This window comes from Chryseobacterium gregarium DSM 19109 (assembly GCF_000430845.1).
Taxonomy (GTDB): Bacteria; Bacteroidota; Bacteroidia; order Flavobacteriales; family Weeksellaceae; genus Chryseobacterium; species Chryseobacterium gregarium.
Map to the genome: position 1 here is coordinate 18,796 of NZ_AUMU01000017.1, position 26,348 is coordinate 45,143.

At 39.9% G+C, this 26,348-nt stretch carries 24 protein-coding genes; 21 read left to right on the plus strand and 3 right to left on the minus strand.

The features are described from left to right. The first annotated feature begins 42 nt into the window (after positions 1–42). The 9 genes from H561_RS0117185 to H561_RS0117230 all read left to right on the plus strand — a co-directional run bounded on the left by H561_RS0117185 (position 43) and on the right by H561_RS0117230 (position 6,856). The gene (locus H561_RS0117185) at positions 43–498 is read left to right on the plus strand and encodes a DUF1569 domain-containing protein (protein WP_027388129.1); all 456 of its coding nucleotides are present in this window, start codon (positions 43–45) and stop codon (positions 496–498) included. Between the two features lie 197 nt (positions 499–695). Next, positions 696–1,067: a VOC family protein gene (locus tag H561_RS0117195; protein WP_027388130.1), complete on the plus strand. Its 372-nt coding sequence runs from the start codon at positions 696–698 to the stop codon at positions 1,065–1,067. A gap of 90 nt (positions 1,068–1,157) precedes the next feature. Then, positions 1,158–1,607 (plus strand): VOC family protein, encoded by a 450-nt coding sequence (locus tag H561_RS0117200; protein ID WP_027388131.1) that lies wholly within the window; start codon positions 1,158–1,160, stop codon positions 1,605–1,607. Between the two features lie 198 nt (positions 1,608–1,805). After that, positions 1,806–2,480, plus strand: a complete 675-nt coding sequence (locus H561_RS0117205; protein WP_027388132.1) for a DUF2490 domain-containing protein — start codon at positions 1,806–1,808, stop codon at positions 2,478–2,480. Positions 2,481–2,626: 146 nt separating this feature from the next. Then, positions 2,627–3,649: a glutaminyl-peptide cyclotransferase gene (locus H561_RS0117210; protein ID WP_027388133.1), complete on the plus strand. Its 1,023-nt coding sequence runs from the start codon at positions 2,627–2,629 to the stop codon at positions 3,647–3,649. 22 nt (positions 3,650–3,671) lie between these two features. Further along, entirely contained in the window at positions 3,672–4,697 is a 1,026-nt protein-coding gene (locus H561_RS0117215) for a glutaminyl-peptide cyclotransferase (RefSeq protein WP_027388134.1), read from the plus strand. A gap of 76 nt (positions 4,698–4,773) precedes the next feature. Continuing rightward, on the plus strand, positions 4,774–5,763 hold the full coding sequence (locus tag H561_RS22720; protein WP_051349430.1) for a hypothetical protein: 990 nt from the start codon (positions 4,774–4,776) through the stop codon (positions 5,761–5,763). Positions 5,764–5,798: 35 nt separating this feature from the next. After that, positions 5,799–6,413, plus strand: coding sequence for a deoxynucleoside kinase (locus tag H561_RS0117225; RefSeq protein WP_027388135.1), 615 nt, complete (start codon positions 5,799–5,801; stop codon positions 6,411–6,413). 92 nt (positions 6,414–6,505) lie between these two features. Then, a complete protein-coding gene (locus H561_RS0117230) occupies positions 6,506–6,856 on the plus strand; it encodes an ArsC/Spx/MgsR family protein (RefSeq protein ID WP_027388136.1) in 351 nt (116 codons plus the stop codon). Positions 6,857–6,909: 53 nt separating this feature from the next. On the opposite strand, the gene H561_RS0117235 is transcribed toward H561_RS0117230, so the two are convergent. Then, positions 6,910–7,215 carry a DUF493 family protein gene (locus H561_RS0117235; RefSeq protein WP_027388137.1) on the minus strand — a complete coding sequence of 102 codons (306 nt, stop codon included), beginning with the start codon at positions 7,213–7,215 and terminating at the stop codon, positions 6,910–6,912. A gap of 36 nt (positions 7,216–7,251) precedes the next feature. Next, a complete protein-coding gene (locus H561_RS0117240; protein ID WP_027388138.1) occupies positions 7,252–7,929 on the minus strand; it encodes a DUF4197 family protein in 678 nt (225 codons plus the stop codon). Positions 7,930–8,365: 436 nt separating this feature from the next. Here H561_RS0117240 and H561_RS0117245 point away from each other — a divergent pair, with 436 nt between their 5' ends. From H561_RS0117245 to H561_RS0117305, 12 genes are all read left to right on the plus strand, one after another. Further along, on the plus strand, positions 8,366–11,185 hold the full coding sequence (locus H561_RS0117245) for a SusC/RagA family TonB-linked outer membrane protein (protein ID WP_027388139.1): 2,820 nt from the start codon (positions 8,366–8,368) through the stop codon (positions 11,183–11,185). Between the two features lie 4 nt (positions 11,186–11,189). Next, complete coding sequence (locus H561_RS0117250; RefSeq protein WP_027388140.1) at positions 11,190–12,653, plus strand: RagB/SusD family nutrient uptake outer membrane protein; 1,464 nt, start codon at positions 11,190–11,192, stop codon at positions 12,651–12,653. A 67-nt stretch (positions 12,654–12,720) separates the two neighbouring features. After that, on the plus strand, positions 12,721–14,106 hold the full coding sequence (locus H561_RS0117255) for a glucoamylase family protein (RefSeq protein WP_027388141.1): 1,386 nt from the start codon (positions 12,721–12,723) through the stop codon (positions 14,104–14,106). Between the two features lie 324 nt (positions 14,107–14,430). Beyond that, positions 14,431–15,138 carry a carboxylesterase family protein gene (locus H561_RS0117265; RefSeq protein ID WP_027388143.1) on the plus strand — a complete coding sequence of 236 codons (708 nt, stop codon included), beginning with the start codon at positions 14,431–14,433 and terminating at the stop codon, positions 15,136–15,138. Then, a complete protein-coding gene (locus tag H561_RS0117270; RefSeq protein ID WP_027388144.1) occupies positions 15,135–15,527 on the plus strand; it encodes a hypothetical protein in 393 nt (130 codons plus the stop codon). The genes H561_RS0117265 and H561_RS0117270 overlap by 4 nt, the downstream gene beginning before the upstream one ends. Positions 15,528–15,566: 39 nt before the next feature. Beyond that, positions 15,567–17,894, plus strand: a complete 2,328-nt coding sequence (gene bglX / locus H561_RS0117275) for a beta-glucosidase BglX (protein WP_027388145.1) — start codon at positions 15,567–15,569, stop codon at positions 17,892–17,894. A gap of 255 nt (positions 17,895–18,149) precedes the next feature. After that, positions 18,150–19,577: an adenylosuccinate lyase gene (gene purB, locus H561_RS0117280; RefSeq protein WP_027388146.1), complete on the plus strand. Its 1,428-nt coding sequence runs from the start codon at positions 18,150–18,152 to the stop codon at positions 19,575–19,577. Positions 19,578–19,701: 124 nt separating this feature from the next. Beyond that, a complete protein-coding gene (locus H561_RS0117285) occupies positions 19,702–20,661 on the plus strand; it encodes a WG repeat-containing protein (protein WP_027388147.1) in 960 nt (319 codons plus the stop codon). Between the two features lie 29 nt (positions 20,662–20,690). Further along, a complete protein-coding gene (locus H561_RS0117290) occupies positions 20,691–24,386 on the plus strand; it encodes a phosphoribosylformylglycinamidine synthase (RefSeq protein ID WP_027388148.1) in 3,696 nt (1,231 codons plus the stop codon). Next, positions 24,364–24,780 carry a barstar family protein gene (locus tag H561_RS0117295; RefSeq protein ID WP_051349431.1) on the plus strand — a complete coding sequence of 139 codons (417 nt, stop codon included), beginning with the start codon at positions 24,364–24,366 and terminating at the stop codon, positions 24,778–24,780. Before H561_RS0117290 ends, H561_RS0117295 begins: the two co-directional genes overlap by 23 nt. A 32-nt stretch (positions 24,781–24,812) precedes the next feature. Further along, positions 24,813–25,430 carry an SGNH/GDSL hydrolase family protein gene (locus H561_RS0117300; protein WP_027388150.1) on the plus strand — a complete coding sequence of 206 codons (618 nt, stop codon included), beginning with the start codon at positions 24,813–24,815 and terminating at the stop codon, positions 25,428–25,430. Continuing rightward, positions 25,430–25,762 (plus strand): gamma-glutamylcyclotransferase family protein, encoded by a 333-nt coding sequence (locus tag H561_RS0117305; RefSeq protein ID WP_027388151.1) that lies wholly within the window; start codon positions 25,430–25,432, stop codon positions 25,760–25,762. The genes H561_RS0117300 and H561_RS0117305 overlap by 1 nt, the downstream gene beginning before the upstream one ends. 64 nt (positions 25,763–25,826) lie before the next feature. Here the strand turns inward: H561_RS0117305 and H561_RS0117310 are convergent, their stop codons facing one another. After that, positions 25,827–26,348, minus strand: a complete 522-nt coding sequence (locus tag H561_RS0117310; protein WP_155845834.1) for a hypothetical protein — start codon at positions 26,346–26,348, stop codon at positions 25,827–25,829.

The following is a 26,348-nucleotide window of genomic DNA, read 5'->3' on the forward strand; positions in this document are numbered from 1 at the left end:
AGAAAAAACTGATATATTTGCCCTTTAAGAATCAGACAAACTATGGAAAACGTATTCGATGCGAAAGCGGCTCAGCATTATATTGACAGAATTAATAAGCTTACCCCGGAAACAGAAGGGCTGTGGGGGAAAATGACTGTTGATCAGATGCTGGCCCACTGTAATGTATCCTACGAAATGGTCTATGAACCCGAAAAACACAAAAAACCGGGAGGTATTGCAAAATTTATCCTGAAAACATTTGTAAAGCCTAAAGTGGTGGGCGAAAAAGCATATACACGGAACGGGCCCACTTCACCCCAGTTCCTTATTTCAGAAAGGAAAGATTTCGCTGATGAAAAGAAACGCCTGATCGGGTTTATCCAGAAAACACAGCAACTGGGCGCTTCGGCCTTCAACGGAAAAGAATCATTCTCATTCGGGAAACTGAAAGCGCAGGAATGGAGCAATATGTTTGCAAAGCATCTGAACCATCATCTGTCACAATTCGGCGTGTGATCACATGAAGAATATACTACGGTTGTTATGGGGATATGTTTCCCATTTTCTTTCGGGCAGCCGAATGATTTCCCTTTGAAAAATGAAGATTTCAGTTCCCTTTTAATGAATAATGAAATTCCTTTTCACGGGATGATTTCGTTTACGGGAGTTTCTGTAGAAGACAAACATTCATATCATATTCAAACAAAACAAGTATGAAACTAGGAGCATTTTCAATCAGTTTAAGTGTAAAAGACCTTCAGAAGTCCAAAGATTTCTATGAAAAATTAGGGTTCAGTGAAATGGGCGGAAACATGGATCAGAATTATGTGATCATGAAAAACGGGGATCATATCATCGGGCTTTTTCAGGCGATGTTCGAAGGGAATATGCTCACGTTCAATCCGGGATGGGACCAGAATGCCCGGAATCTGGAGGCTTTTGATGATGTCCGGGATATTCAGAGACAGCTACAGGAGCATGGCATTGAACTTCAGAAAGAAGCTGATGAAACTACTTCCGGACCGGAACATATTTATCTGAAAGATCCGGATGGAAATATGATTTTAATTGATCAGCACAGATAATCAGCTTGAACAGCTTTTGCATCCAAATCTTTTGATTCAAAAATAAAGATTAATCAAATTCAAAACGAAAACTAAACTTTAGATAAAACTATGGCAACGGTAAATGTATATTTAACATTCAACGGAAACTGCAGGGAAGCTTTCGATTTTTATAAGTCGATTTTCGGAGGTGAATATCCTTACGTGGGAACTTTCGGGGACATGCCTCCGGTGGACGGTAAAGAAATTCCTGAGGAAGACAAAAACAAGATTATGCACATTACGCTTCCGATCTCCAGGGAAACCATGCTGTTGGGAAGTGATACAGGCGGGGAATGGGGTTCCCATCATCATCAGGGAAACAATTTCTCAATCTCGATCAATGCGGACTCCAAAGAAGAAGCAGACCAGCTTTTCAACGGCCTTTCCGGAGGAGGAAAAGTAACCATGCCTATGGAAGATACATTCTGGGGGGCTTATTTCGGAATGTTTACCGATAAATTCGGGATCAACTGGATGGTTAATTATGATGATCCTGCAAAAGTGCAGCAGCATCCGTAATTTTTAATCAGATATATATCATAGCCGGCAGAATATTCTGTCGGTTTTTAGTTTTAATAATCTGAAGAGATTAAAATCTGTTTTAAATGATCTGAATATATATTCTTCTGCTTCGGTAAAAAGATAATTTTGCGTATTATTGATAATCGATATTGAATTTTAATTATTTAATAGATTTTAATAATAAAATTACAGGAAATGAAAAGGATAAGATCGTTGGCTTTAGGCATTTTTATGCTGGGTGCTCCATTTTTAAAAGCTCAGAAAAGTGACTTGGGAGCCTGGTATATGTATTTCGGAAATAATAAAATCAGTAAAAAACTGAATTTCCACAATGAAATCCAGTACCGGAATTTTGATGCAGCAGGAGATCTGGAGCAACTTCTGATCCGTACCGGAATCGGGTATGACCTTACGGAAAACAACAATAATGTTTTGCTGGGCTACGGTTTCATCCTGAGCAGGCCGTATGTAAACGGTGAAAAAACTGAAAATACGGAGCACAGGATTTTCCAGCAGTATATCACGAAGCAAAAGTTCGGGCGGTTCAACATCCAGCACCGCTACCGGCTGGAAGAAAGGTTTCTTGAAGAGGATTTCAGGATGAGGTTCAGGTATTACTTAGGCTTCAATATTCCGATCAGCAGTAAAGAAATGCTGCCGAAAACAATTTATGCATCGGCGTACAATGAAATATTCCTGCATCTTGATAGTCCGGTTTTCGACAGGAACAGGGTGTACGGGGCATTGGGCTATGTGATTAATAAAAATATGAGGATCGAAGTCGGCTATATGAACCAGATCCAGGAAAATAAAAACCGGGGACAGATCCAGATCGGTTTTTATAACAACATCCCGTTTACAAAAAATTAAGAATCAGGGCTAAATTTAAATCCGGTCTATCATCATGCAGTTTAAGTTGTCCTACCACACAGGCTACAATTTCTTCAACATCTTCGTGAAATTGGCAGTGGGCAATAAAATTTTACTAATTTTGGAGAAATTATTTTAAAAATTAAATGAAAAAAAATATTATAGCAGGTTTTGCCGCAATTTTGTTGCTGGCAGCCTGTAAAGATGATAAAAAGATTCTGGATTCCCTGGCAGATTACAATAATTCGATGGAGCAGAAAGGCTACCATTTCGGCGATAAGCTGGCCCTGCCGGAAGAGGTGACCGGTGATGCGGAAAGTATCTCGATCAGCTTCGGGGATAAAGAAACTTCGAACCTGACCGTCGATCCTAAATTTTTCACGTTGGGGGACAATGCCGTAACATTCAACATCAAGACAAAAGGAGGGGAAACGCTTACCCAGGATGCAACGATTAATGTTTTTGCAAAAAATCCTGAAAAGAGTATTGCCTACGAGATCGTGGCGGAATATCCCCATGATCCGAAGAATTTTGTTCAGGGATTCCAGGCGGAAGGAAACACGATTTATGAAAGTGACGGGCAGAACGGTTCCTCACAGATCCTGAAATATACATTGGGGACCACGACCCCTCTGGCTTCGACAAAACAGGGGCAGCAGGATTTTTCTGAGGGAAGTACGATTGTAGGCGATAAAGTCTATCAGCTGACCTGGCAGAGCAAAAAAGGGTATGTTTATGATAAGAATTCCTTGAAATTATTATCTGAATTCGCTTACCCGAATGTCCTGGGAGAAGGCTGGGGGCTTACGTATGACGGTAAAAACCTGATTGCATCAGACGGAAGCAAGCTGCTGTATTTCCTTGATCCTGCGGATCCGTCCAAACTGGTAAAATATATTGCCGTAGCGGGAAGCTCGCAGATCTATGATCAGCTTAATGAGCTTGAATACCACAACGGATTTATCTATGCCAACGTATGGCAGAAACCCGTTATTCTTAAGATCAATCCATCCAACGGAGAAGTAGTGGGAACCTTTGATTTTACGGAGATTGCCAAGCAGAATACCAAAGGAAGCGATGATGTGCTGAACGGAATTGCCTTTAAAGGGGAAAATATGCTGGTTACCGGAAAGAACTGGTCGAAAATTTATGAAGTGGCCGTCAAATAATTTCTGATCCATTACCATTAACTTGAAAAAAAGTCTGATCACAGGCTGTGCTGCTGTTTTGCTGCTGCTCTCCTGTAACAATGATAAAAAAATGCCTGATGCACTGGCGGATTATACCCATTCGATGGACGATAAGAGGTTCCATTTCGGTGACAAACTCATGCTTCCGAAAGAGGTGACTGACCGTGCAGAAAGTATATCCATCAGTTTTGGAGACCGGGAAACTTCAGATTTGACGATTGATCCGAAGTTTTTTGAATTCGGGGATAATGAAGTTACCTTCAACATCAAAACGAAAGGGGGCGAAACGTTGAATCAGGATGTCAACATTAGGATCTTTACAAAGAATCCCGAACAGAACATCGCGTACGTAATTGTTGCAGAATATCCTCGTGACCCCAGAAATTTCGTAGAAGGCTTTCTTCTTGAAGGGAACACCGTGTATGAAAGTACCGGGATGAAAGGGGAATCCCGACTTGAAACATATGCTCTGGGAAGTACCACTCCGGCCTTATCTGAAAAACAGGCTCCTGAAATTTTTTCAGAGGGCTGTACCATCGTCGGGGATAAAATGTATCAGCTGACCTATCAGAATAAAACCGGGTTTGTTTACGATAAAAATACTTTTAAGAAGATTTCAGAATTTCCTCTGCCTGATGAATTTGCCGAAGGCTGGGGACTAACGTACGACGGAAAATACCTTATCGCAGATACCGGTTCAAACGACCTGTATTTTTCAGATGCCGGTAACCCTTCAAAAGTCATGAAAAAGCTACCGGTCGGCGGAAATAAGGATGTTTATGACCAGATCAATGAACTGGAATACTACAACGGATTTATTTATGCCAATGTCTGGCATCAGCCCTTTATTGTAAAGATCAATCCGGCAAACGGGGAGGTCACCGGGAGGTTTGATTTTACAGAAATCACGGAGGAAAATACCCGGAATAACAGCGAACACGTTTTAAACGGAATTGCTTTTAAGGGGGACCATATGCTGGTGACAGGGAAAAACTGGCCGAAGATATATGAAGTGGCCATTAAATAGTTAAAATTGAATAACAATACAATAAATTAAGTAAATTGGCAGCGTTGCTTAGGGAACGCTTCTTTAGTAAAACAAGTTGAGAAGACTACATTTAATATTCATATTGCTTTTCTGTTCATTATCTGCGCAGAAAGTACTTCCGTTAGACACACTGAAGCTGAAGGAAGCCAAAGATATGCTGGCCGATGATTACGGAAATCTGTATATCTATAAAAACAAGGACTTCAGTCTGACCAAGTACGATTCGCTGGGAAAGCAGCTGGGGCAGATGATGCTTACGGTTCCTTATAAAATACAGTCCGTACAAAATCCGTTAACCGTCGCGCTGTTTTCTGAAAACGCCCAGGAAATGAAATTTATAGACCAGAATATGAATGAAATCCAGCGGGTGGATTTCAGGAATAAATTCGGCTTTATCAAAATGGCCTATGCTGAAGACCTGCAGCAGCTTTGGCTGCTGGATGACAGTACCAAACGCCTGATCCAGTATAATTTCAGGAATGAAACCATTATTAATTCCTATCCTTTCGATGCAAGCTTTGATGAGCTGTCTGACCTTTTGGTGTATGAAAACAGGGTGTATATCCTGACGAAAAAACAGATCCGGGTCTATACGTTTAAGTTTGAAAAGATTTTTGAAGCCGATCTTGAGAACGGAAAGCGTTTCAGGAGAGAAAATGAAGCGGTATTGGTCATCACAGACCATTCGGTTGTCAAGTACGTTCCCGAAAAAGAACTGGTAACGGTTTTTACCCATCCCGAGGCGCGGATTGTGGATAAAAATACGCTTTCTTATTTTGAAATCAAAGCCAACAAACTTTATCTTTACAGCCTGGAAAAGAACGAAGAAAGGATGCAGGATGCCGGCCTTCAGACGGAGCCTGACCCTAAGCAGAAAGATACGGTACAGGATGCAGAACGGTCAGAGGAAAAGTCTGCGGAACCCGACAGCCCGGAAGGGAAACTGGAGAAGAAAACAGACGATATCGAAAGTAAAAACCCGGCAGAAAGCTCACTGCAGAAACTGATTGAGGATTCTTCGGAAGTACAGTCTGCCGGCGTTTAATTTATTCATCAACATTATAATAGTAAGGGAAACATATGCATATTGCAGTTACAGGAAACATTGGCGCAGGCAAAACGACATTGACGACCATGCTTTCGAAACATTACGGCTGGGATGCCCAGTTTGAAGACGTGGACCACAATCCTTACCTGGAAGATTTCTATGCCGATATGAGCAAATGGAGCTTTGCCCTGCAGATCTACTTTTTGGGAAGCCGGTTCCGCCAGGTGAAGGAAATCAGGGAAAGCGGGAAAAATATTATCCAGGACCGTACCATCTATGAAGATGCTCACATCTTTGCGGAAAACCTGAATGATATGAAACTTCTTTCAGACAGGGATTTCAATAATTATGTAGCAGTTTTCAGCCTGATGAAATCATTCGTATCCGCGCCTGATCTTTTGATTTATCTTAAGTCTGATGTGCCTAACCTAGTGAAGAAGATTTACAAAAGGGGAAGGGAGTATGAAGCCTCCATCAGCATCGAATACCTCTCCAAGCTGAACCAGAAATATGAAAAATGGATTTCCGATTATACGGAAGGCAAATTGCTGATTATTGAAGTGGATGACCTGGATTTTGTGGAAAAACCGGAAGACTTCGGATTTATTCTGGAAAAAATAGAAGGGGAACTGAATGGCCTGTTTTAGGAAATAAACGCAATCTTATTGATTTAACCTGATTTCTCCTTAACTTTACGGTAAACAGAACAAGTTTAATTTTTAAAGGCAACTGAATACATATGGTAGTGAAAGTTTTACATAATGGCAGCTGTTCAAAATCCAATGCGGTTTTGGAATATCTTGACGAAAACGGAGTTCCGTTCGAGATGATTAATTTTATGGAAGAGCCGCTGAGTGTGTTGGAAATTAAAACGCTTTTAAAAAAAATGAACCAGAACGTTTTCCATATCATCAGAAAGTCAGAAAGACTGTATAGGGAAAAATTCGCCGATAAAAACCTTTCTGAAGAAGAATGGATCAAAGTATTATCCGAAAACCCTTCATTGATCCAAAGGCCTATTCTGATCAAAGGTTCTGTGGCCATGTTGGGGAGGCCTGTTGAAAACGTAAAGTTTTTTATTGAGAAATAAATGAGAGTAAAATAAAATAAAAAAGTCAGCAGCAACGCTGACTTTTTTGTGTTCTATAATAAAATAACGCCTTCTATTTTGGCGACTTCTTTATAAATAGCAATGACCTGATCGGCATCTAAAACAAATGCATTGATATTGCACGCCGTATATTTTCCGTTTTTGCTTTCGCGGTTTCCCAGTGTGAATTTAATGCCGTCGAAAACCTTATAGATTTCGGTCAGTTTTGCCTCGTCAGTCGGAATAATAAACTTAAATAAATAATCTTCCGGAAAATCATGATGATCTTCCAGTTTCTCCTTCAAAGACTTATAAAAATCCTCAGGATTCGCATGCGGGTTCCCTTGTAATATGTCCATCTACAAATTTTAAATATAAATATACTGAAGATTTTTTTATTTTCCAAGCGGCCCTAAAAGCGACTTCGAGTTTTCAACTTCGTAATTTTCAATAATATTGAACATGCCGTTCACCAACTGTTCGGAAGCCAGCTGTGTTAAACCTCCGGCATTTACTGTTGTTTTGTTTCCGCCTAATAAGCTCCCTAGAAGATTACCTCCTGCCAGAGCCGTATTGATGCTCTTAACAATCCCGTACTGATTCAGCTGCTCGTCAACCTTCGGCGCAATGGCCGCAATCAGTTGCTGGGATGTTTTTTCTTTCAGAATCTGGGTGGCTGTGCCTTTCTCTCCCTGGATGATGCGGGTTACATCCTGTGCATTCAGGCTGTTTACGGCACTGACTAAAATCGGTTTTGAAATATTTACGGTATATACCGCTGCATCTGCAATATAGGCCCTCTCTTTAGCGACCAGTGAAGGGGCTACTTTTTCCAGCATGGCATTGATTTCTCTCAGCTGCTTGGGAAGCGCCTTGTCCACCATGTTGTTCTGAAGAAACGACTCCCTGTTGCTGTAGACACTGACCCCTTTATCAATTCCGTTTAAAAGGAATCTTTTAATAATGGACAGGCCTACATCCGTTGTTGCCAAAGTGCTGCAGGATTGCAGGGTGGTATGGATAACAGTCCCTGTTCCTAATATAAGGGCAGCAGCAATAATATATTTTTTCATTGATATTGATTAAATTGTATGTACCTTCAAATAACGAACCAAAGATTATAATAATCATTCTTTTAACGCATTTTTAAATAAGTGTTAATTTCATTATATCCAAAGTTAATATTTAAAATATTTTAATTCATTTTATGATAAGTAACGGGAAGCGTTATTTAATTTGATTTAAGATGCAATTTTGGGTATTCATTTTAAATTATATCTGAAATTGGAGTTATTGTTGATAATTCGTTAAAAATCAAAACGTATGCTGATTGTTTGTTCAAATTGATTGGGTTAAAAATCAGGCAAAATTATTAAGTGAAATTAACATTATTGAAGATATTTTTATAATTTTGGCTAATGTCTTTTTATGAGAAAAGGTTATTATGAGGTGAAACTGTAAAATAATAATCTCCTCTCTATTTTGATTGTACGAATAAAATTAAACTATATGAAACAAAGTGATTTAAAGTATTCATGTCTCATTGCTGTTCTCTACTTCGGTATGAACGTCAATGCGCAGACTGCACCACGCGATACGGTTGCCAAAGAGCAGAAGATTGAGGAGGTAGTGATGATCGGGTATGGTAGCCGTAAGAAAGTGGATAATACTACATCAATTAGTTCCATTGGTGCTGAGGAAGTAACGAGAACTAAAGTTCTTAATGCGTCTCAAGCTATTCAGGGAAAAGCTGCTGGGGTACAAATAACAGCGTCGGATTTACCAGGATCTACGCCTACTGTTATGATTAGAGGACTTGGAACTGTTTTAGGTGGAAGAACTCCATTATATGTTGTAGATGGAATGTTCATGGAGAATATTAATAATATCAATTCCAATGACATTCTTTCGTATGATATTTTAAAAGACGCTGCTGCATTAGCTATTTATGGTAACAGAGCAGCGAATGGTGTGATTATAATCACTACAAAATCTGGTAGAGGAAAGATTAATGTAGAATATGATGGATTTGTCGGTGTGCGAACTCCTTTGAAAAAAGTGAAAATGGCAAATGCTAGCGAGTTTATAAACTATAATAATACTGCTAATAATTATCTAATTCCTCCTGGAAGATCATTTTCTACAAATCAACCATATAATACCAATTGGTTTAAAGAAATTACAAGAACGGGTATTTATAATCAACATAACGTTGCTATTTCTGGTTCATCAGAAGCTGCCAAATACTTCTTTAGTTTAAGTAACTATGATGAACAATCTATATTAAAAGGAACTGATTATAATAGAACTACTGTTAGAACAAATAATGAGTTTAAGATTTCTAAAAAAATAACATTATCTCAAAATCTAAGTGTTGCATTCACTAATACTACACCGAAACCTCTTAGTGCTTTTACCAATGCTTATAAACAATCTCCGCTAGTTCCAGTTTATTATCCATCAGGCCAATATGGTCAACCAATTTACGATGCTAATGGAAACATCAGTTATTCAGGAGGACGATTTAATAATGTAGGAAATCCTGTTAGTCAATTAGACTTTAACAATGAAAAAAATAGGAGCATGCTAATGCAGGGAGGTCTGAAGTTAGATGTGGAAATTGTGAAAGGGTTAAAATTTACTTCTCAATTTTCAGGTGAATATTCAAACTACAAAGCATATAATTTCTCTGATGATTTAGGGATTTGGCTTGCTGCAGATCCAACGAGGATTCCTTCTTTGTTTGATGGAAATGCAAAGAATACTTTGACTAATACTAAACAAGATTATTACAATTGGTCTCTAACAAATTATTTGAATTATAACAGGACATTTGGTGATCATAACATTGATGTAACGTTAGGAACAGAATCTTTTGTTAAGAATGGAATTGAAGAATTGATCGTAAAAAGAAAAGACTTAGGAACTGTTGCTAATTATTGGGATCTTTCAGGAACTGAATACATCAACAGTATTTTGTCTTTTAATTCTGTAAAATACAATAAGAATACGACAAATTCTTATTTTGCAAGAGCACAATATAAATTCATGAACCGATACCTTGTAAGTGCAACTGTTAGAAGAGATGGTTCTTCTCAGTTTGCAGAAGGTAACAAATGGGGAACTTTTCCATCATTTGGTGCTGGATGGATAGTTTCCGAAGAGTCATTTATGGAGGAAGGTTTCTTTAACCTACTTAAGTTAAGAGGAGGTTGGGGAAGATTAGGGAATCAGAATGTACCATTAAATTATCTCCCTTTGGCTTCTGGTAGTTCTTATAATTATGCATTTGGGTCTAACCCTGTAAGTAATGGAGTTACTATTAATAAGGGGCTTGATCCTAACTTGGGATGGGAGATTACTGAAGAGTCATCTTTAGGCTTGGATTTTGGTATTCTTAATAATAGATTAACGGGTACGTTTGATTTATATAACAGAAAAACAACGAATCTTATTCTTGATGTTTCAAACTATTTGACATCAGGTCAAAGTGATAAATTCAATTCACATGTAGGTTCTGTATCTAATAAAGGAGTTGAGGCATCACTAAACTGGTCAGATAAAGTAGGGGAAGATTTTACTTATTCAATAGGAGCTAATTATTCATATAATAAGAATGAGTTAACCCGTGTAAATGATGCTAATATTTCACCAATAAATGGTGGTAATTTAGGAAATGGTCAATCAACTAAATTATTTAATACCACAACAGTTGGGCATGCATTGGGGAGTTTTTACCTTTGGGAGTTTGATGGCTATGATGCTAACGGTAATATGAAATATAAAGATAATGATGGTGATGGTATTACAGGATCAGCTGATGCAGCTGATAGAAAATATTTTGATTCTTATATACCGAAATCCACTTTAGGATTAAATATTTCAATGGCATACAAAAATTGGGATTTCAACCTTAGTGGTTATGGTGCTTTTGGATTTAGTGTTTATAATGGTAAGAAAGCACAACGAACTTCTGGAGAAAATGTTGAAGCTTCTATAGCTAATGATTTCTGGACAACTTCAAATACTAATGCAGGTAATCCAAAACCATATACAACTATTCCTATTGCCTCTACATTTTTCTTAGAAAAAGGGGATTATTTTAGAATTAATAATATTTCCGTTGGATATACTATTAAAAATATAGTGGATTATGTGAAATCAGTAAGATTGTATGTTAGTGCGATTAATCCTTTTATTTTTACGAAATATTCAGGATATAATTCTGAGCTAAATGCTGATGGAAATCCTTATAACCTTACGGGTGTTGAGTTGGATTCTTATCCCTCACTTAGAACTTTTGTATTTGGTTTAAATGTTAATTTTTAAGAAAATGAAAAAGAAATATATAATAATATCCGCTCTTCTTCTAACAGGTGTTTTTAGTCAAAGCTGTAGTGATGACTTTATAGATGTATCTCCCACTGAGCAGGTAAGTGTAGAGGATTTATCACTTTATAATAATAATTCAGGAGCAACTGGTTTTGTGAATGCTATCTATGCTAAGTTTTTAGATTGGGATATGAGTACATTTGCTTGGATTGGTGTCACTTCCATAACTTCTGACGATGCAGATAAAGGTAGTACAGCCGGAGATGCAGGAACAGATAAGGATATTTTAGATGCCCTAACTTTTACGCCATCTACGCCTTCTTTTGAAAGTTTGTTTTCTTCAAACTACCAAGGAATCAACAGATGTAATCAAGCTCTTAAATATCTTCCTCAGCTAAATAATGCAGATGAAAGTTTAAGATCCAGATTAACGGGAGAAGCTAAATTTCTTCGTGCTTTTATGTATTTTACTTTAGTAAAATCGTTTGGAGGGGTCCCATTAATAGATCATGTTCCTACTTCAAGTCCCGAAGATGTGGAAATGCAATTAACGAGAAAAACTAAGGAAGAAATTTATGCTTTTATTGAAAAAGATTTAATAGAAGCAGCAGCTGCATTACCAGATAGAACAACTTACGGAGGTAGTGACGCTGGTCGTGCATCTAGAGGTGCTGCCCATGCATTACTTGCTAAAGTTTATCTTTATCAGAAAAAATACCAATTAGCAGTTGATCAGTGTAATCTTGTTACTGGTTATTCTCTTACGCCTAACTTCATTGATATATATAAACTTTCTGGTGAGAACAATGCGGAATCTATTTTTGAGATACAAGGTTCTGGTATTGAAACAGGTAAGGGAATTAAGCAATATACACAGGTTCAGGGAGCTAGAGGCACAGGTGGTTGGGGTTGGGGCTTTAACACACCGACTCAAAACTTGTACGATGCTTATACTGCAGAAGGTGATACCGAAAGAAGAGATGCAACTATTATCCGTAAAGGTATGACATTATATGACGGTAGAGTTGTTGGGGCAGATGCAGATAATGAATACTATAGTTATAAAGCATACTCATCTGCATATACCACACAAGAGTTTACAGATACTAATATTCGTTATCTTAGATATGCGGAAATATTATTGATTAAAGCAGAAGCTTTGAATGAACTTGGTCAGACCTCCACAGCAATTCCATTATTGAATCAAGTTAGACAAAGAGCAAATATAAGTAATACTACTGCCTCTTCACAATCAGAAGTTAGAACGGCAATTTGGAAAGAGAGAAGATTAGAATTGGCATTTGAACATGATAGATGGTTTGATTTGGTGAGAACAGGCCAAGCTCAGTCTGCTATGGCTGCTAATGGAAAGACATTTATAGTTGGAAGGCATGAAGTTTTTCCTTTGCCTCAAACATTTATTACTGAAGCTAAAGGTCGTTCAGCTCAAAATCCCGGCTACTAAAAATTTTTATATAACTTGAGAGGAGAATGAAAGTTCTCCTCTTCTTTTAGTATTAAAAAAAGATTTCATGAAAAGGATTATACTGTCAATTGCCGCCATCTCGTTTCTTGCCGGTTCATGTAAAAACGCTCGTATTCTCAAACCCGGTTCTTCCGGAACGTCAGCAGTTCAAAGCAGCATCACTGACAATCAGCTGATGGATAAAGTGCAGAAAGATGCACTGAAATATTTCTGGGACTATGCAGAGCCCAATTCTTTGCTGGGAAGAGAACGCTATCACGAAGATAATATCTATCCGGATAATGATAAACACGTGGTTACCACGGGCGGTTCAGGATTCGGTCTGGCAACGATTTTAGTCGGGGTGGAGCGAGGGTTTGTTCCGAGGAAAGAAGCGGTGAAACGATTGACTGTCATGATGGATTTCCTGGCAAAAGCAGATCGCCACAAAGGCGCTTGGTCCCACTGGATCAACGGCGAAACCGGGAAAACGGTTCCTTTCGGCAAAAAAGATAACGGCGGGGATCTGGTAGAAACCGCATTCCTGACATCGGGCATCCTGATGGTCCGGGAATATTTTAAAAACGGAAATGCCGAAGAGAAGGCGTTAGCCCAAAAATGTGATGAACTCTGGAAAGGGGTTCAGTGGAACTGGTACACCAAGGGCGGAGAAAAAGTGCTGTACTGGCACTGGTCGCCGGATTACCAGTGGGAAATGAATTTCCCGTTGCAGGGGTACAACGAATGCCTGATTACCTATATCCTGGCAGCATCGTCACCCACCTATTCCATTGATGCCGAAACGTATTATAAAGGCTGGGCCAGAAACGGGACCTTCCTTTCTGATAAAGAAAAATACGGGCTTCCCATGTACGTAAAACACAATGGCGCAGAAGAATACGGCGGGCCGTTATTCTGGGCTCATTATTCTTATATCGGTTTAGATCCGACCAATTTATCCGATAAACTGATAAAAAATTACTTTGACTTAAATAAAAATCAGGTGTTGATCGACTACCGGTACTGCATCGAAAATCCAAAACAATGGAAAGGATACGGGCCGGATTACTGGGGATTAACGGCAGGCTATTCAAGAAATCAGGACGGAAGTGCTGGCTACGATGCCCACTTTCCACAAAATGATCATGGGATAATTACTCCGACTGCCGCATTGAGCAGCTTTCCCTATACACCGAAAGAATCCATGGATTTTTTAAGATTTATCTACACGCAGAAACCTGAGTTTATCGGTTCCGCAGGGCCTTATGATGCGACTTCCATCCATTATAATAACTGGACGACTCCAAGATATCTGGCCATCGACCAGGGAACCATTGCCCCGATGATTGAAAATTACCGCACCGGATTTTTGTGGAAACTGTTCATGAATGCACCTGAAATTCAACAGGGACTGAAGAAATTAGATTTTCATTCCAAAAGGTATGGATGGTAGAAATATGATAAATTTTTTCAGGAATGTAACATTTCAAAGCATAATATTTTATACATTTTGTTGCTTAGCGGTGTTGATTTTGGATTATTTTTTTCCGGGTGGATCTCATACTCCAGGTTTTGGGATTCTTATTATTCCTTTAACCATGATCATAGCCTTAATTTTTTCTTTATTATGTTTAGTTAAATTTTTAAAAGGTAATAAAAATTATATATTGCCATTTATCATCCATCTTTTCGTATTTACAGCGATTTTTGGATTATTTATAACATCAATATAAGTCTCATTATAGAATTAACTTACATTTATCTCAAAATATTAAAAATGAATTTGAAATTAAATAAACTGCTTCTCTTACTGTTCCCATTTTCTCTAAGCGTAAACGCTCAGGAAATAAACGCGGAACTTAATAAAGAAGTCAGAAGTCAGGAAAAAATATCATATATTCTGGACTATCCCCAACCAGCCAAAGGAAATGTCCCTTTGATCGTATTCCTGCACGGGTCAGGAGAACGGGGCAATAATCTGGAAATCGTAAAGACACACAGCCCGTTTACCTATAAAAAACTGATCAAAGAACCGGTCGCGATTTTAGCACCGCAGTGCCCGGAAAATACCTGGTGGGATACCGTAACGGTGTATCATCTCATTAAAGAAATCCAGGCAAAATATAAAATAGACCCTTCCCGGATTTACCTTACCGGGCTCTCCATGGGAGGCTGGGGGACCCTGAAGCTGGCTATGGAACATCCTGAAATGTTTGCCGCCGTCGTTTCGGTGTGCGCTCCTACAGACCGGGTGATGTATGCCAACATCGACCAGTATAAAAACCTGCCGATGAAAATATTTCACGGCGGAATGGATGATGTCGTTTTACCCGAAAATGCTTTGAATTTTTATCAGGCCCTTCATCCGGTAAACCCAACGGCAGAATTAACCATTTTCCCGAACGATAATCATAATTCCTGGGATTCAACCTATTCGAATCCTGCATTGTATGAATGGATGCTGAGTAAAAAATTGAATAAATGAATTTAATTTTTATTGCATTAGATAAACCAGATGATGATATTCTTCTTAATGAAGAATTATTTAACGAAAAATATATTTTTGCAAGCGAAGAACTCTCTTTTGAAAGCAAATTTATTAATGATGAAAATTTTTCTAATTTTTTAAATTTTGTTTTTCAAACTGAAGTGAAAATTAATAAAGTCAAAGAATCGGAGAATAGAAAACTGATTGATTTCTCTCGTTATAAAGGAACCCATCTTCATCCAGATGATTTTGAAAAAAAATATTTAGAATGGTTAAATATTTCCAAAAATGATAATACAATGACTGAGTACGGAAGTTTTATTTGTGTTTTAGGATATTTGGAAATCAATAAAAAGAAAGACGAGCTATACTTAATTATAGAATAGCTTAAAAATTGATAAAATATAATTTAAGAAGATAGATATATGAAAAAGTTAATTGTAATCGCCACTCTGGCGCTGGCTCCGATGTTTTCGGCACAGGAAATGGTCACCAAGCCTGTTCAGTCTTACCAGACTGCCAAGTATCAGTCAAAGAAAAAAGCTTTTGTTGAAAACCTTTTGTCTAAAATGACACTGGATGAAAAAATAGGACAGCTCAATTTGCCAAGTTCAGGTGATTTTACGACAGGGCTGGCAAAAAGCTCAGACATCGGTAAAAAAGTGGAGCAGGGATTAGTCGGTGGACTGTTCAATATAAAAGGGGCAGAAAAAATCAAAGCCGTTCAGAAAGTAGCCGTTGAAAACAGCCGACTGAAAATTCCCTTGATTTTCGGGATGGATGTGATTCACGGTTATGAAACCACTTTCCCGATTCCGTTGGGATTGGCCGCTTCATGGGATATGAACCTGGTGCAGCAGTCGGCCAGAGTAGCGGCCAGAGAAGCGGCGGCAGACGGAATCAACTGGACGTTCTCTCCGATGGTGGATATTTCCCGTGAACCGAGATGGGGGAGGGTTTCCGAAGGCTCCGGGGAAGACCCGTATTTAGGCAGCGAGATTGCCAGGAATATGGTATACGGCTACCAGGGGAAAGACCTTGCCAACGGGACCAATATCTTAGCCTGTGTTAAACATTTTGCTTTATACGGAGCCGGGGAAGCGGGAAGGGATTACAATACCGTAGACATGAGCCACGTAAGAATGTTCAATGAATATTTCCCGCCTTACAAGGCCGCTGTTGATGCAGGGGTTGCCTCGGTAATGGCTTCTTTCAATGAAGTGGACGGTGTTCCCGCTACCGGAAACAGATGGCTTCAGACGGAAGTACTGAGGAACCAGTGGAAATTCAAAGGCTTCGTCGTGACCGATTATACCGGGATCAATGAAATGGTGGACCACGGAATGGGAGACCTTCAGCAGGTTTCTGCATTGGCGCTGAAAGCCGGGGTTGACATGGACATGGTGGGTGAAGGCTTTTTAACCACCTTAAAAAAATCTTTGGCTGAAGGAAAAGTTACCCAGGCTGAAATTGATATGGCAGCCAGAAGGGTTCTGGAATCAAAATACGACTTGGGCTTATTCGATAATCCATACAAACATGGTGATGCCAAATTAGCGGCAAAAGAAGTCTACAGCATGGAAAATCGCAATATCGCAAGAAATGCTGCTGCCCAGTCGATGGTACTGATGAAAAACGACAACCAGGTACTGCCGTTGAAAAAGTCAGGAACTGTGGCCGTAATCGGTCCGTTGGTGAATAACTCGATGAACATGGCCGGAACCTGGAGTGTGGCCACAAAACATGCCATTTCTGTTAATCTGATGCAGGGACTTGAAGCAAACTATGGCAAAGAAGTGAAATTCCTGTCTGCAAAAGGAGCCAACATCGATTACGATGCCAAACTGGAAGATATTTACGCGGCACACGGCAAGAAAACCGACAGGGACAACCGTTCCAAAGAAGCTTTATTAAAAGAAGCGGTAGATATTGCCAACAAAGCAGACGTTATTGTTCTGGCCATCGGGGAATCTGCGGAAATGAGCGGTGAATCTTCATCAAGAACTGAAATTACCATTCCCCAGTCTCAGGTAGATTTACTGAACGAATTGAAAAAGACCGGAAAACCGATCGCCATGGTATTGTTTACGGGCCGTCCGTTAGCCTTAACCAATGTGAAAGATACGCCTGATGCCATCCTGAATGCATGGTTCCCGGGATCAGAAGCGGGAAGCGCTATTGCAGATGTCCTTTTCGGAAAAGTAAACCCTTCGGGAAAACTTCCGATGACATTCCCGAGAAGCTTAGGGCAGGTGCCGATCTATTACAATGCAAAGAATACAGGCCGTCCGCTGGATCAGAACTTGACCGATAAATGCGAATACCAGAGATTCCGTTCCAATTATATGGATGAGTGCAATACGCCGCTGTATCCTTTTGGTTACGGATTGAGCTATACAAAATTCAATTATTCGGATATCACGGTTTCCAATGCCAATCCGAAAGGAAACCAGACCGTTCAGGCATCCGTAACCGTTACGAACTCCGGAAATTACGACGGGGCGGAAGTGGTGCAGCTGTACATCCGGGATTTGGTGGGAACCATCACGAGACCTGTCAAAGAGCTGAAAGGCTTCCAGAAAGTAATGCTGAAAAAAGGGGAATCTAAAAAAGTAACTTTTGATATTACCCCCGAAAACCTGAAATTCTATAATGGCGACCTTAAATATGACTGGGAACCGGGAGAATTTGATATTATGATCGGAACCAGTTCCGAAGAGGTGAAACATTCAAAAATCAACTGGACCAAATAATCCATACAGGCCACTCAGACAGGAGTGGCTTTTTTATTGGCTTCAGTTTTTATGATATGGAATCATGACATTATTTCCTGTTTATGCCTTATCTTCTTTCATCAGTCTGTATGGGTCATGTATCCATGGGCTGAAGAAAGTGAGGTGAGTTGAATATCTTAATGAAAAGGCCGTTGTATGGAAGCCCTCCGTAAAAAAGCATTTTTCTCTCTCAACCAAAATCCGTATTTTTGTGCATCTAAAAGTAAAAGAAGAATGAATTCCTACAAAAATCCATTGGAAGAGCGCTACTCCAGCGAAGAAATGTTATTTAATTTCTCACATAATAACAAATTCCGTACTTGGAGACAGCTTTGGATTGCTCTTGCTGAAATCGAAAAAGACCTCGGGCTTGACATCACAGATGAGCAGATCGCTGAGTTAAAAGCCAACGCAGAAAACATCGATTACGATAAAGCAGCGGAGTATGAGAAAAAATTCCGTCATGATGTAATGGCTCATGTTCATACCTATGGTGATGTGGCGCCTTCAGCAAAAGGAATTATCCATCTGGGAGCTACTTCGGCATTTGTAGGAGACAACACCGACTTAATTCAGATCCGTGACGGGCTTTTGATCTTAAAGAAAAAGCTGGTGAATGTGATGAAAAATCTTTCTGATTTTGCCATCCAGTATAAAGATCTGCCGACTTTAGGTTTTACGCATTTTCAGCCGGCTCAGTTAACAACTGTCGGAAAAAGAGCAACGCTTTGGTTACAAAGTCTGGTTCTTGATATTGAAGAACTTGATTTCTTCCTGGAAACACTGCGTTTCAGAGGCGTAAAAGGAACTACGGGAACCGCTGCAAGTTTCCTGGAGCTTTTCAACGGTGATTATTCCAAAGTGAAACACCTGGATAAAGAGCTTTCAAAAAGATTCGGTTTCGAAAAGGTTTTCGGCGTTTCCGGACAGACATACGACCGTAAAATTGATGCGAAAGTAGTGGCTTTACTAGGAAATATCGCACAGTCTGCACACAAATTCACCAACGATTTACGGTTACTCCAGAATCTTAAAGAAGTTGAAGAACCGTTCGAGAAAAACCAGATCGGTTCATCGGCCATGGCCTACAAGCGTAACCCGATGAGAAGCGAAAGAATCGGGGCACTGGCAAAATACGTAATGTCTTTAACAACAAGTTCTGCCATGGTAGCCTCAACCCAGTGGTTTGAAAGAACACTGGATGATTCGGCAAACAAGAGACTCACCATTCCGCAGGCGTTTTTGGCGGTGGATGCGATCCTGTTAATCTGGAACAACATCATGAACGGAATCGTAGTATACCCGAACAGGATCAACAAACATATTATGGAGGAGCTTCCTTTCATGGCGACGGAATACATCATCATGGAAGAAGTGAAAGCCGGCGGTGACCGTCAGGAAATCCACGAAGTGATCCGGGTTCATTCCATGGAAGCTTCCAAGAAAGTAAAAGAAGAAGGGAAAGAAAATGACCTGATCGAAAGGATCTTGAACGATCATTCCTTAAAACTGGACAAATCAAAATTAAAAGAAGTTTTGGATCCTAAGAACTTTATCGGTTTTGCACCGATCCAGACGGAAGAATTCATTGCTAATGAAGTTCAGCCGATTCTGGACCAGAATAAAGACCTGATAGGATTGGAAGCTGATCTTAAAGTATAAATCAATATGCAGTCTTCCCGGCTGCATTTTTATTTTGTCGGAACCTGAAAGCCAGATATAAAAGATCCCTATTCGAGTTAACGTCATGAGTATTCAGCAATACATTTAAATAATTTCACTGTGTATGAAAAAAGTACTTTTAACAGGTTTATTGATTCCAATGATTTCTTTTGCCCAGAAGAAAGAAGTTTTAAAGTATTTCATATCAAAAGATTCTTTGGTCGGGGTGAAAAATCAGGAGGGTAAAATCATCGTTCCGGCTCAGTTCAGAATTTTTTCGAATATTGAAAACGGTGAATTGGCAGATGGGGAAACCATTTATTTTGACGGTGTTAAAAAAGATGAAATAAAAGAAAAAAATGCATGGGGATATGTGTACGACAAAAAAGGAAATTTCCTGTACAGGCCGTTCTTTTATGACAATGGAGCCGATTATTTCTCAGAAGGGGTAAGAAGGTTTGTCAAAAACGGGAAGGTCGGTTTTGCAGACCGGAACGGTAAAACCATTATTAAAGCCGAACATGATTTTGCATCACCTTTTAATTACGGATATGCGGCATTCTGTGACGGTTGCGACTGGGAAAAAACCGAGGATGAGCATAAATCTATTGTGGGCGGAATCTGGGGAGTAATGAATTTCAAAGGGGAAATCGTTCGGCCTATTGCAAACTCTGAAAATGCAGTAGAGGTTGAAGGTAAATATTTTCCGTATCCGTTCAGTTACAGTGAAAAAGAGAAGGCGGTTCTTGAGTTCTTTAATAAACAGAATAAGAAGCTTTCAGAGATCTATTATGTCAACCACTATACAAAATTAAGGGATAATGAAAAGAACCTCTACTTTGAAATTGTAGAGAGGCCTAAGGAGAACTTTCCGTTTTATCAGGTTAATACCTATGATTACAGAAAAATGGAAGTCGGAATATCCAGTTTTAAATTTCTGGTTTCGGAGAATGGGCATGAGGTTTTTGCGCTGGAATATGATAATGAAAAGGTTCCCTTTGAAAAATGGCTGAAAAATGAAATGAAGGAAGCTGAAAATTTTCAGAAAGAACATCCGGATAATCCGAATAAATTAAGTAAATAAGTCTAATAATACTAAATATCTGACATCTAATGTCTCAAAACAAAAGAATTTTCGTAGAAAAAAGAGGAGTTTTCGATGTGGAAAGTCCAAAAATTTTTGATGAAGTACAGGCGGTAGCTCCGGACGTAAAAGGAGTGAAAGTGTACAATATATATGATATCTTCGGATTGAATGACGGAGAATTTGAAAAGGTGGTCAACAGCACTTTTGTAGATCCGGTTACGGATATTTTACATACCGAGAATCCTGCAGCTTCCGTTCAGTTTGCCATGGAGTTTTTACCGGGGCAGTATGACCAGCGTGCCGATTCTGCGCAGCAATGTATTGCATTACTCACAGAGAATGAAAAATCCAAAGTGAGAAGCGGAAAACTGATTCAGTTTGAAGGAGTTTCCGAAGCTGATTTGGTGAAAGTAAAAGACTTGGTAATCAATAAGGTAGAATCACAGGAGAAAGATTTATCAGTACTCAGTATCCCTGCAGAGGAAAAGCCGTCAGAAGTTCTGGTGCATGAAGGATTCATTAATTTTGATGATGCCCAGCTTGAAAGTTTCTACGGCAACCATGGTTTTGCCTTGGGACTGGATGATTTAAAATTTATTCAGGAATATTTCAAGACTGAAAAAAGAAATCCTACGGAAACCGAACTGAAGGTACTGGATACCTATTGGAGCGACCACTGCCGCCACACCACTTTTGAAACGGAATTGTCAAATATTGAATTTGAAGGACCGTTTAAACATACCCTTGAAACGATTTTCAATGACTATATTGAAAAAAGGAAATTATTAGGCCGCGAGCTGAAGCCCATTTCTTTAATGGACCTCGCAACGGTTTGTGCAAGATACTTCCATAAAACAGGCAATCTGGAAAACCTGGTGGTTTCAGACGAAATCAATGCCTGTACCATCCAGATCGAAGCGGAATACGACGGTAAAAAAGAACCGTGGTATCTGTTATTCAAGAATGAAACCCACAATCACCCGACGGAAATTGAACCTTTCGGGGGAGCTTCTACCTGTTTAGGCGGTGCCATCAGAGATCCGTTGTCCGGACGTTCTTACGTTTTCCAGGCGATGAGACTGACAGGGGCTGCTGATGTTCTGGAACCGGTTGACAAAACATTACCGGGAAAATTACCGCAGAAAACCATCACAAAACAGGCGGCCAACGGATATTCTTCGTATGGTAACCAGATCGGCCTGGCCACCACCATGGTTTCTGAAATCTACGATGAAGGCTACAAAGCCAAAAGAATGGAAGTAGGCTTTGTAACCGGGGCAGTTCCTGTGGACTGGGTGCGACGTGAAAAGCCGGAAGCCGGAGATTCTATCATCATTCTGGGCGGCGCAACAGGCCGTGACGGTGTTGGCGGTGCCAGCGGAAGTTCAAAAGAACAGGATGAAACGTCGATCCATACCATGAGTTCCGAAGTTCAGAAAGGGAATGCCGTGGAAGAGCGCAAGATCCAGCGTCTATTCAGGAATCCTGAAGTGACGAAACTGATTAAAAAATCAAATGACTTCGGTGCCGGAGGGGTTTCCGTAGCCATCGGTGAAATCGCCGATTCTCTTGAGGTTAATTTAGATGTTCTGCCTTTAAAATATGAAGGGCTGAACGGGACCGAGCTTGCCATTTCCGAATCTCAGGAAAGAATGGCAGTTGTGGTGGAACCGAAAGATAAGGAACCGTTCATCAGATTCTGTGAAGCTGAAAATATTGTGGCTGTTGAGGTGGCAAAAGTAACGGATTCCGGAAGAATGCAGATGTTCTGGAAAGGAAATAAAATTGTAGACCTTTCAAGGGAGTTTTTAGATACCAACGGCTGTTCAAAAAGCCAGGAAGTAAAGATCACCCATCTTAACGAAGTGAAAACGGAACACCAGCCTTTCACAAAAGAAGCGCTACTGGAAATCCTGAAAGATAAAAATGTAGCTTCCCAGAAAGGACTGCTTGAAATGTTTGATTCGTCCATCGGGGCAACAACCGTTGCAATGCCTTTAGGTGGGAAATACCAGCAGACTTTAATGGAAGGGAGCGTTCAGACCTTACCAATCTTAGGAGCGAAAGATATCGAAACGGTTTCTTTGGCAAGCTGGGGATTTGATGCCGGAATTTCAAAACAGAATTCATTGCTGGGCGCATCTTACGCGGTCGTTGAAAGTGTGGCGAAAATCGTTGCGATGGGTTGCGATTACAGGAATATCAGATTAAGCTTCCAGGAATATTTTGAAAAATTAGGCCAGAATCCTGAGAAATGGGGCAAGCCCTTAGCCTCGCTTTTAGGAGCCTATGATGCGCAGATCAATCTTGGCCTGGCTGCCATCGGAGGAAAAGATTCCATGAGCGGAACCTATCAGGACCTGAATGTGCCGCCGACATTGATTTCTTTCGCCTGTGCAAACGGTGAAAAGAAAAATATCATTTCTCCTGAATTTAAGAATGAAGGCAGTAAAATCTATTTCTTTAACCATACGGCCCAGGAAAACGGGCTTCCAAATTATAATGCTTTAAAAGAAGTTTTTGAGCTGGTTTTTGAAAACATCAAATCTGGAAAAATCATTTCCGTAAAAACGGTTAAAGAAGGCGGTGTTGCCGTAGCTTTGGCAAAGATGGCCTTCGGGAACAGACTGGGTGCTGAAATTACAGTTGATGAAAACGTTTTACTGACTAAAAATATCGGCAGCCTAATCATTGAATCCAAAGAAGACTTGAGCACGGTTAACCTTCAGCTCATCGGTGAAGTTAAAGATTCCGGAGTGTTGAATATCAACGGTGTTGAATCTCAGATCTCCGATCTTGAATCTGCTTATACCGGGACTTTTGAAAATCTTTTCCCGACCGTTGAAAAAGAAAAACTAACGGTTGAACTGGATGAAAAATTAAACTCAGTCAACCCGAGAAATATCATCATCAAAAAACATGGAATTGCCCAGCCGAAAGTATTTGCACCGGTTTTCCCTGGAACCAACTGTGAATATGATACCCTGAATGCCTTTGCAAAAGAAGGAGCCGTGGTGAGCAGCTTGCCGCTAATCAATATCAACCACCAGTTACTTGATGAAAGTATTGATGCGTGGGTGGAAGAAATCAGAACTTCGCAGATTTTAGCTTTCTCCGGAGGTTTCTCAGCGGGTGATGAACCGGACGGTTCTGCAAAATTCATTGTGAATGTTCTTAAAAACGAGAAGATGAAAAATGCTGTTCACGAATTGCTGGAGAGGGACGGAATGATCATCGGGATCTGTAACGGTTTCCAGGCTTTGGTAAAATCAGGCTTGCTGCCTTACGGAAAAATCAAGGATCTGGATGAAAATTCTCCTACATTGGCTCACAACGCCATCAGGAGGCATATTTCCCAGATGGTTAACGTAAAGGTGCTGAATGATGAAAGTCCGTGGCTGAAAGGAATGAAAGGACAGGCGTTCACCATTCCGATTTCTCACGGGGAAGGCCGTTTCATGGCTTCGGAAGCAGAGATTCAGAAACTGTATGAAAACGGGCAGATTGCCACACAATACCTGGATCTGGAAGGGAATATTGCCCACGGCATGCCATTCAATCCGAACAACTCCTTATTCGGGATCGAAGGAATTACCAGTACTTGCGGTAAGATCTTCGGAAGGATGGGGCATCCGGAACGTTTTGCAGAAGGACTGATGAAAAATATCCCGACCGCAAATTACCACAACATATTTAAAAATGGAGTCGAATACTTCAAATAAAAATAACAAGAAAATGGCTGTCATTAATGGCAGCCATTTTTCTGATCTGGCCGGTTTCTATGAAGAGATCTCCGGAGTGCTGATGAAAGATGCGGACTGGAAGGTAGGAACGTTAGATGGTTTCGATGATATCCTGTACGGCGGTTTCGGAGTGTTTGAAAACAATGAAGACATTGAAATCATCTGGAAAGATTCAGACAGATCGAAAAAGGATTTAGGCTTTGAACTGACCAAAGAATTTTATGAGCATAAAATCAGGCAGGGGAAAACTTTCAATCCTGATCTAGCGCAGCAGAAACTTGACGAATTGCTTGCCGGAACCGGACAGACCCTATTTGAAATTTTAATTGAAATCATAGAATCGCATAACAATATCACATTGATTTTAGACTGATTATTTAAAACGCATAAAATGTAAATTAAAAAATGAAATACGGATTATTCTTCGGGGACAGTATCACTTATGGCGAATATGACGGAGTATTCGGAGGCTGGGTGGATATTCTGAAACGGTATGCCTTACAGAAATTCAATGAAGGAAGTGATGAGCTGATTCTTTTTAACCTGGGAATCGGAGGGGAAACCACGGAGGCCCTTTTAAAACGGTTGCCTCATGAAATGAGTGCCAGGAATGCAGCGGACGGGAACATCATTTTTCTGGGTTACGGTACCAATGATCTTGCTGTAAAAGACGGTGTCCAAATGGTAAACCGCGAACAGTTTAAAAACAATATGATCAACGCCGTTCAGCATGCAAAACAATACGCTGAAGAGATCTGCCTCGTGAGCATCCTTCCGTTTTCCAATAAAGTTGACGGTATAACGGCAGCTTCCGGAAAGCTGAGGACCAATACAGAAGTCCTGACGTACAACCAGATTCTGAAAGACATAGCAGATGAACATGCTGTACAGTACATTGATTTTCATACGGCATTCTTACCGGATAAAGAAATTTTATTATCGGGAGACGGTGTGCATCCCAATGAAAAAGGATATGGCCTGATGGCCGAAACTGCAATTCCCATTATTGAAAAATATATATAATGACTTATTTATTTTCTTACGGAACTTTGCAGAAAGAGCGGGTTCAGATTGAGACTTTCGGAAGGATTTTAGAAGGAAATCAGGATATTTTAACAGGCTATAGACTTGAAATGCTGGAAATCAAGGATCTTGAAGTCTTAAAGAAAAGCAGCCAGAAATTTCATCCTGTTCTGATATTGTCAGGTAATCCTGAAGATGAAATAACAGGCATTTTATTTGAGGTTACCGATGAAGAAATCCTTCAGGCAGATGAATACGAAGTAGACGATTACCAAAGGATTGAAACTGGTTTTGAATCCGGCAGATCAGGATTTGTTTATGTTGGAAAATAATTATTTATTATAATTAAAGATAAAGCCTGTTAAAAAAGATTAACAGGCTCTGATATTTCTTTATTTATTGAACGTTTATCCATAAATCACCACCTAATGTAAATGCATCCGCATGGAAATTATAGTTTATGCCATTCAGACTGCCGGAGCCACCAATATTGGCGGGAATACCTGAGCAGCTTTGATAAAAACCTACAGATCCGCCGAGTGTTGGAACAATTTGTCCGGGATTGGTGGGATCTTCAAGTTCAAATTTTATATAGGTCCATCTTTGGGCATTTGATACAATGGGCGGAAGGCCAATCATATTAGGAGACCAGGTATCAATAGGATAGGGGTGCCCTGCTGCTGAAGTGGAGTTGTTAAAAGTAGAATAGCTTGCCAGTTCGTTAGGAGGTAAATACACCAAATCCAATGCCTGTGCACCACCGCTGCAAGTAGAAGGGACAATGGTGAAAATAGTAAAATATAAATCGAGTTTATGATTGGTTATATCATTATAGATATGAAGATTTCCGGAACCGTTTTGTGCAAATACAGAAGTCCCCAGGCTAAGACCGAGGATAATGGTTAATATTTTTTTCAT